The sequence below is a fragment of the Candidatus Margulisiibacteriota bacterium genome (assembly GCA_028715625.1).
In the GTDB taxonomy this organism is placed as follows: domain Bacteria; phylum Margulisbacteria; class Riflemargulisbacteria; order GWF2-35-9; family GWF2-35-9; genus JAQURL01.
Genome location: JAQURL010000107.1, coordinates 1 through 5,709 on the forward strand (window position 1 = coordinate 1; position 5,709 = coordinate 5,709).

General features: G+C 36.9%; 7 protein-coding genes and 1 tRNA gene. 2 read left to right on the plus strand and 6 right to left on the minus strand.

What is annotated here, in order from left to right; translation table 11 throughout:
- Together PHV30_11790 and PHV30_11795 are read left to right on the plus strand one after the other, a co-directional pair.
- The coding region (locus tag PHV30_11790) for an ankyrin repeat domain-containing protein (GenBank protein MDD5457696.1) at window positions 1-870 on the plus strand (870 nt) is incomplete at its 5' end.
- A gap of 4 nt (window positions 871-874) precedes the next feature.
- On the plus strand, window positions 875-2,311 hold the full coding sequence (locus PHV30_11795) for an ankyrin repeat domain-containing protein (GenBank protein ID MDD5457697.1): 1,437 nt from the start codon (window positions 875-877) through the stop codon (window positions 2,309-2,311).
- Between the two features lie 63 nt (window positions 2,312-2,374).
- Here PHV30_11795 and PHV30_11800 read toward each other — a convergent pair whose 3' ends face one another.
- From PHV30_11800 to PHV30_11825, 6 genes are all read right to left on the minus strand, one after another.
- The gene (locus tag PHV30_11800) at window positions 2,375-3,061 is read right to left on the minus strand and encodes a glycosyltransferase (protein ID MDD5457698.1); all 687 of its coding nucleotides are present in this window, start codon (window positions 3,059-3,061) and stop codon (window positions 2,375-2,377) included.
- Between the two features lie 169 nt (window positions 3,062-3,230).
- Window positions 3,231-3,650, minus strand: coding sequence for a hypothetical protein (locus tag PHV30_11805; GenBank protein ID MDD5457699.1), 420 nt, complete (start codon window positions 3,648-3,650; stop codon window positions 3,231-3,233).
- A 113-nt stretch (window positions 3,651-3,763) separates the two neighbouring features.
- The gene (locus tag PHV30_11810) at window positions 3,764-4,054 is read right to left on the minus strand and encodes a DUF1540 domain-containing protein (GenBank protein ID MDD5457700.1); all 291 of its coding nucleotides are present in this window, start codon (window positions 4,052-4,054) and stop codon (window positions 3,764-3,766) included.
- A 67-nt stretch (window positions 4,055-4,121) separates the two neighbouring features.
- Window positions 4,122-4,568, minus strand: a complete 447-nt coding sequence (locus PHV30_11815) for an Hsp20/alpha crystallin family protein (protein MDD5457701.1) — start codon at window positions 4,566-4,568, stop codon at window positions 4,122-4,124.
- Window positions 4,569-4,702: 134 nt separating this feature from the next.
- Window positions 4,703-5,305 carry a DOMON domain-containing protein gene (locus tag PHV30_11820; protein MDD5457702.1) on the minus strand — a complete coding sequence of 201 codons (603 nt, stop codon included), beginning with the start codon at window positions 5,303-5,305 and terminating at the stop codon, window positions 4,703-4,705.
- Between the two features lie 277 nt (window positions 5,306-5,582).
- Window positions 5,583-5,660 (minus strand) — tRNA-Pro (locus tag PHV30_11825).
- Window positions 5,661-5,709 lie beyond the last annotated feature (49 nt).

A 5,709-nucleotide genomic window follows, 5' to 3' on the forward strand; every position in this document is an offset into this window, starting at 1 on the left:
GTGCTCTTCCGATCTAATATGCTTTTTACAAAAATTATTGCCAGCCGCAGCATTATCAGTCTCATGAAGGCTTTCAGTAAACATTTGTTAGTAATGGAAACCGGGGAAAATATTTTTAGCGGCCCTAACGCGAATGAAACAATGAGTCTTTTGCTGAATTTGAAAGGACAGGGTATTTCTTTAAGAGAATTACTCTGGGATATCCCGGGACTGGAATATTTGAAATCAGCGAACAGACCGCATGATAAAAATGTCGACATGTTAAATGCCAAAATTTCTATTATAAATTGTCTGGAAGGTTTGAAGCAGAAAAATATTGATGCTGTAAAAACAGCTCTGGCCAGGGATTTTACTATTTTAGGATTCGCTCAAAAAGCTGGAAAAAAAGAAGAGTTAACAGGACTTGATCTTGCCGGGGCAGTGGAGAAGGGTGATTTTAGTATGGTTATGAAATGTATTACCGCCAAAATGAGTTTAGAGGTTACTCCTTACACAGCAGGTTCGACCGTTTTAATAGAAGCCATAAAGCTAAAACGCAGGGAAATTATTGATATACTTATCCAAGCCGGAGCTAATGTAAACGCCAAGGTTGAAGAAACAGGCGTTACTCCTTTAATGCAGGCTATACGAATGAATGATATGCAGACAGTTACTGGTTTATTGGCAAAAGGAGCAATTGTAGACGAAGCTGACAAAAATGGTTATACAGCTTTGATGATAGCCATTTTCAACGGTTACAGGAAAATGGCCAGGATTTTATTAGATAAGGGAGCCAGTGTCTATAAAAAGTGCAATGGTGGTGATACTTCTTTGGATATGGCTGGGAAGCAGGGCTTCTGGATGAACAATTTGGTTAGCCACTATAAATAAAAATATGTACAAATTAATATCATTAATTATTCAGAAACAGGTCACGTCAGTGTTGTATGAACGTATCAATTTATTGAAGACAGGTTGGAATATTTTTACAGGTGATAAAGCTGAGGATACAGTAACCAGGATTTTAGAATCCAAAGCTGAAATCAAGGACATGATAATAAAAACAATAGAGGATTTTAGTGGAGGGAAGAGTCCCTTAAGCAAGGAAGAAGTTCCATTGATTTTTAGGTCCATAGAAGTATGCCTGAATAATTTGAACCGGGGGAATTTACATGATGTCATGGAGAGACTGGCCAGGGATTTGGGAAAACTTGGTTTTGAGGAAATTGTTTTTGAGGAAGATTTTAGCGAAATGCTGGAGAATGATCTGCACACCGCTGTTAAACAGGGTGATGCTCAAAAAGTAAAAAGATTGATCGATATGGGCGCGGATGTAAACATAATGCTGTTTGAAGATTATGTGAGTTTTTTAATATATGCTGCTGCAAAGGGCTATAAGGATGTAGTAAAAGAGCTGATTAACAGAAAGGCAGATATTAACAAGACCGACAAAAATGGTTATACCGCGCTGATGCGCGCCGCTGTAGCCGGGCATGCAGTATGTGTAGATATTCTTGTTAAGGCCGGGGCAAATATAAATATTACTGATAAAAAAGGCATAACCGCGTTAATGCTGGCTGTGAAACATGGTCATCATGATGCGATCAGACAATTGATAAGAGGCAAAGCCGATATTAATTTAAGGGATGCTGAAGGGAATGCCGCCCTGCATTACGCAATAACAAAAAATGATACTTCACGAGATACCTATACTTTGAAAACCCTAATAAAATACGGATTAACAGAAGGCACTTTGGACTTAAATATTCGAGATAAAGAGAAAAAAACACCTTTAATAAAAGCTGTTTTAGGCAAAGATATAGCTATCGTGAGTTATTTGATTATGGCCGGTGCAGACCTGAACATTCAGGATAATAGAGGCATGAGCGCTTTAATGTACGCCTGTACACAGCAGAGCATTAAAATTATTGAGGAAATTCTGGGATGTATAAAATATGTAGATGCGTACGAATATTATGCGAACAAGAGTTCATTCATTAATTCGCTGGTTTTTTCAGGGAACGACAGTGAACAGATGCAGATACCTTTTGGGTTGGATTTAGAAGCAAGAGACTGCGATAAAGAAACAGCTCTTATGAAAGCTGTAAAATATGGCAGTGTTGATAGTCGTATATTTGTTGTTTCCATGTTAATTAAAGCTGGGGCCAGGGTGAACATAAAGGATAAGGAAGGCAAGACAGCCCTGAAACATGCGAAAAACTGTTATAACAAAGATGTATTTTGGGCCCTACATCGTGCCGGAGCCCAGGAAAAATTCTGGAAGAGAATTACAAAACGTTTATTTGGTAGATTTCTTAAAGATGATGATTAATAGATTACAAAAGCCCATTATCTAATAACCGCGGGCTTTTTTTTGTTAAGGATACATAAACTATTAGTATTTTTTAGAAGTATCGAGTTTGTCCGTGAATTTGTTAGGAAACTGTGCAATTATACCTCCGGAGAGTATATCTGCAAATTTCAGCATGTGGTTGTAAATCTTGTCAAAGCTTTCTATGTCCTTTGTCCAATCCATATTAAGTCTGCTTACAACTTCATCGGTGCTTAATTTTAAGTGCATATTTAATTCGTCAGTCAGCATTTTTTTATCCCATTTCGGATTTATTCTATTTAAGAATGTCGTAATTTCTTCGGCATTAACTATCCATTTTGACTGGGCTTTTTTAAGTGAATCTTTTTGTTTATTCTTGGCTGCCGTCACAACATCCACCGCTATCATAATGTGATCGGTAAGCAGGCTTGTTAATCTGTTGCCAGCGTCCAAGCCGTAGTAAGGTTTAATCGCGTCGCCAATATCAACCTGATTTTTTAACAATCTTTTAGCAACCGCTTCAGTATCATCAGTGCCGGCGAGTGCACTGATGATATAATTTCTCATATAAAATACGTGCTCGGCTCCTAACTGGCGTATAGCTGTTTTTAACCCCAGAGTTGATTTTATGGCGAAAATTGTGCTTTTATCGGAATTTTTTATTGCTTTCATTGAATTAGCTGCAAATCCCAGTCCTATGAACATACTGATAATCAGTACAATTGAACTGAAAAGAATCAATTTTTTCATAACTATCTCCTTTTTTAATACTACAAGTTTTAATTTTCTTCGTTATTTGATTAAATTTATACCGATACATCCATTTACTTAATAATAGGTTATTATGAATGCATCATATTTTTTTGTTATTTAATTCATTACCTCCAATACCTGTTTTTTAACAAAATAAAAAGCTTATTCAAACTTTATTTTTGTGCCTATCAGTAATAAAATTATTGTCTGCCTCATCAACATGCTTGATGAATATGGCCCTTATGCCTCCCGCTTTATCTATCGTTCCCATTATTTCCACTTTTTCAGACACAAAGGACAAAATATTTTTTATCAAATCCTCAGAACATTCATTTTTGACAAGAATATACATTTCTCCCGAATCATTATCTCGGACCGCTACAGTCCCGGTTATTTGACTATGATTTTCGGGTTGAACTCTGCGCATATCTCCGTTCGCTACGGAATTAATGTAGCAGGATAAGTCTACAACTACTCCCCTGATGATTTGGAGCTCTTTATTATCTCCCGAGATTTTGGCGTTTGCGGAAAAAGCAAAGCAACAAGAAAAAATTAAAAGATAACTTATTTTTTTTAGAAAGTTCATATAACATCACTCCTCTTTTTTGTGTTTTTGTCCCCCTCCTGATTTTTGTTATTTTGCTTTTTATCAAAGTTTACATCTTGATATCTTAAAATCCCCAAATTCGATCAAAATTTTTATCTTGCCATATAAGTACCGCATTCTGCATGTTTCTTGTGCATCTGAACATGTATACCGGGGGCTATACATTCAAAAGCAGAATTGTAGGCGCAACTACCGACCTTGCATGCGCCTACGCTGCCGCTAACATCATCGAATCCGCCCTTATTTTTGGTAATAAAAGATGTATCACACATCGGACAATCCCCATCTCCGATTGTAATCGCTGGAGTGCAGCACATTTTCTCCTTGTTATAGGCACACTCTGTAACTTCGCAATCCGTAATGCATACCAATTTGTTTTTCATTATTTTACCTCCACTTTTTTCTGAAAGAGTTTAATGAACGTTGATAAAATTTTTAAAGGCAACAAGTTTAATCTACTTTTACTTCAATTTCTTTACCCTTGGCTTCTTCTTTTTTCGGTAAATTAATTGATAAAATTCCATTTTTCAGATTAGCTTGAATTTTGTTTTCTTCAACAGAAGATGGGAGGCTGATTTCTTTGTAAAAACTTCCTTGATATCTTTCCCTTGCTATATAGCCCTTCTTTTTCTCTTCTTTTTTTCCCTCTTTTTTTGCAGAAATTTTTAAAATTCCTTTTTCAACACTAACCTTAACGTCATTTTTTTCCATACCGGGCAAGTCTGTTTCAACATAAATATTGTCTTCGTCTTCCCACATATCAATAGATGGCGCGAATAGTTCCTTTGCTGGTCTTAAACCATATACACTTGACCATACTGGTCCCAGAGCCCTTTCGAAATTGTCCTCCAGAACGTCCATCAAACTTGAAGATTTTGGAAACGGGACTAATGCCATAATTACCTCCTCCTTTCATTTAATTTTTTGGCTGGTCAGATTTTCTATCAAATCAATAGAGGTTGAAATGTCTATTTTCCTTTTTTAACTGATATTTTTCCTCAAGATATTTTTTAGGCAGCAGCAGAGGTTATTTATAATTCAATCATTAAACCTGTGCGCACCTTATGATAGGACGTGAAATCTTTAGTCGTTCCATAAGCTAACAATAAAGCTATTTTTTGCCCTTTTTGTAAAATCATGTCCTTTGCGTCACCCGTATTAAGCAGGCGTGAAAACTTTATCTCGGTAAAGCCATTTTTTTCCCATCCGAGCTTGTCCATAATATTATCTTTGCCTCCCTGACTGATATCAGGCATGTGAGTATGTCCGACACCAAAATCGTCACTAATTAATACCTGATTATTATTAACTACATAACCTATGATCAGGTCAGCGCCATTCATTTTCGGAGCGCTGTTAAATCCTACAGCCACCCAGCCGTCAGTTGGAGCTTTAAGGATAATTCTTATCTTTTCCCCTTCTATTTTCCATTTAAATACAATATTGTTTTGGGTTATAACTTTATATCCCTCTATGGTGTCGTATTTCTTTGAACGTGACTCGGAGCCCGGGGCTCTTTCATCCAGTATTTCAATATTTTTTTTGAATGTCGGCCGCAAATTAATCTCATTGGAAAATGATGCTGTGACAGCAAATAAGGAACAAACAACTATAAATACATTTATACTCCTCATAATGGTCTCCTTTTTATCAGATAAAATTATTATTAATGATTTAATGATTTTCTATTATGGTCAGATTAAGAAAAAAAATGACTTTTTTCCTGAAAAGGATGGCTTGCTCTTCGACTTTCGAATCTTTATGCCAGAGTTATCATTATTTATTTTGGGAGCAAAAAAATTGTTGTTTTCTGTCAACTGGGGGAAGCTGCGATCAGCCTTGTGCGGAGAGCGTTGAGGTGGCCTCAATTTGTTGGCCCTCTTAAATACGCTCAGTCGATTATTAATCAAGTGGTCGGGGCAGCAGGATTCGAACCTGCGACTCCTAGTTCCCAAAACTAGTGCGCTAACCGGACTGCGCTATGCCCCGCCTACGCCAAGGCTTCGGCGGGCAAGCCCGCTGCCTTAGCAACAAATAA

What these genes read in the sequence shown, in the direction of transcription:
- PHV30_11795 (MDD5457697.1), top strand. Translation starts at nt 875, where the DNA reads ATGTACAAATTAATATCATTAATTATTCAGAAACAGGTCACGTCAGTG.
- PHV30_11800 (MDD5457698.1), bottom strand. Translation starts at nt 3,061, where the DNA reads ATGAAAAAATTGATTCTTTTCAGTTCAATTGTACTGATTATCAGTATG.
- PHV30_11805 (MDD5457699.1), bottom strand. Translation starts at nt 3,650, where the DNA reads ATGAACTTTCTAAAAAAAATAAGTTATCTTTTAATTTTTTCTTGTTGC.
- PHV30_11810 (MDD5457700.1), bottom strand. Translation starts at nt 4,054, where the DNA reads ATGAAAAACAAATTGGTATGCATTACGGATTGCGAAGTTACAGAGTGT.
- PHV30_11815 (MDD5457701.1), bottom strand. Translation starts at nt 4,568, where the DNA reads ATGGCATTAGTCCCGTTTCCAAAATCTTCAAGTTTGATGGACGTTCTG.
- PHV30_11820 (MDD5457702.1), bottom strand. Translation starts at nt 5,305, where the DNA reads ATGAGGAGTATAAATGTATTTATAGTTGTTTGTTCCTTATTTGCTGTC.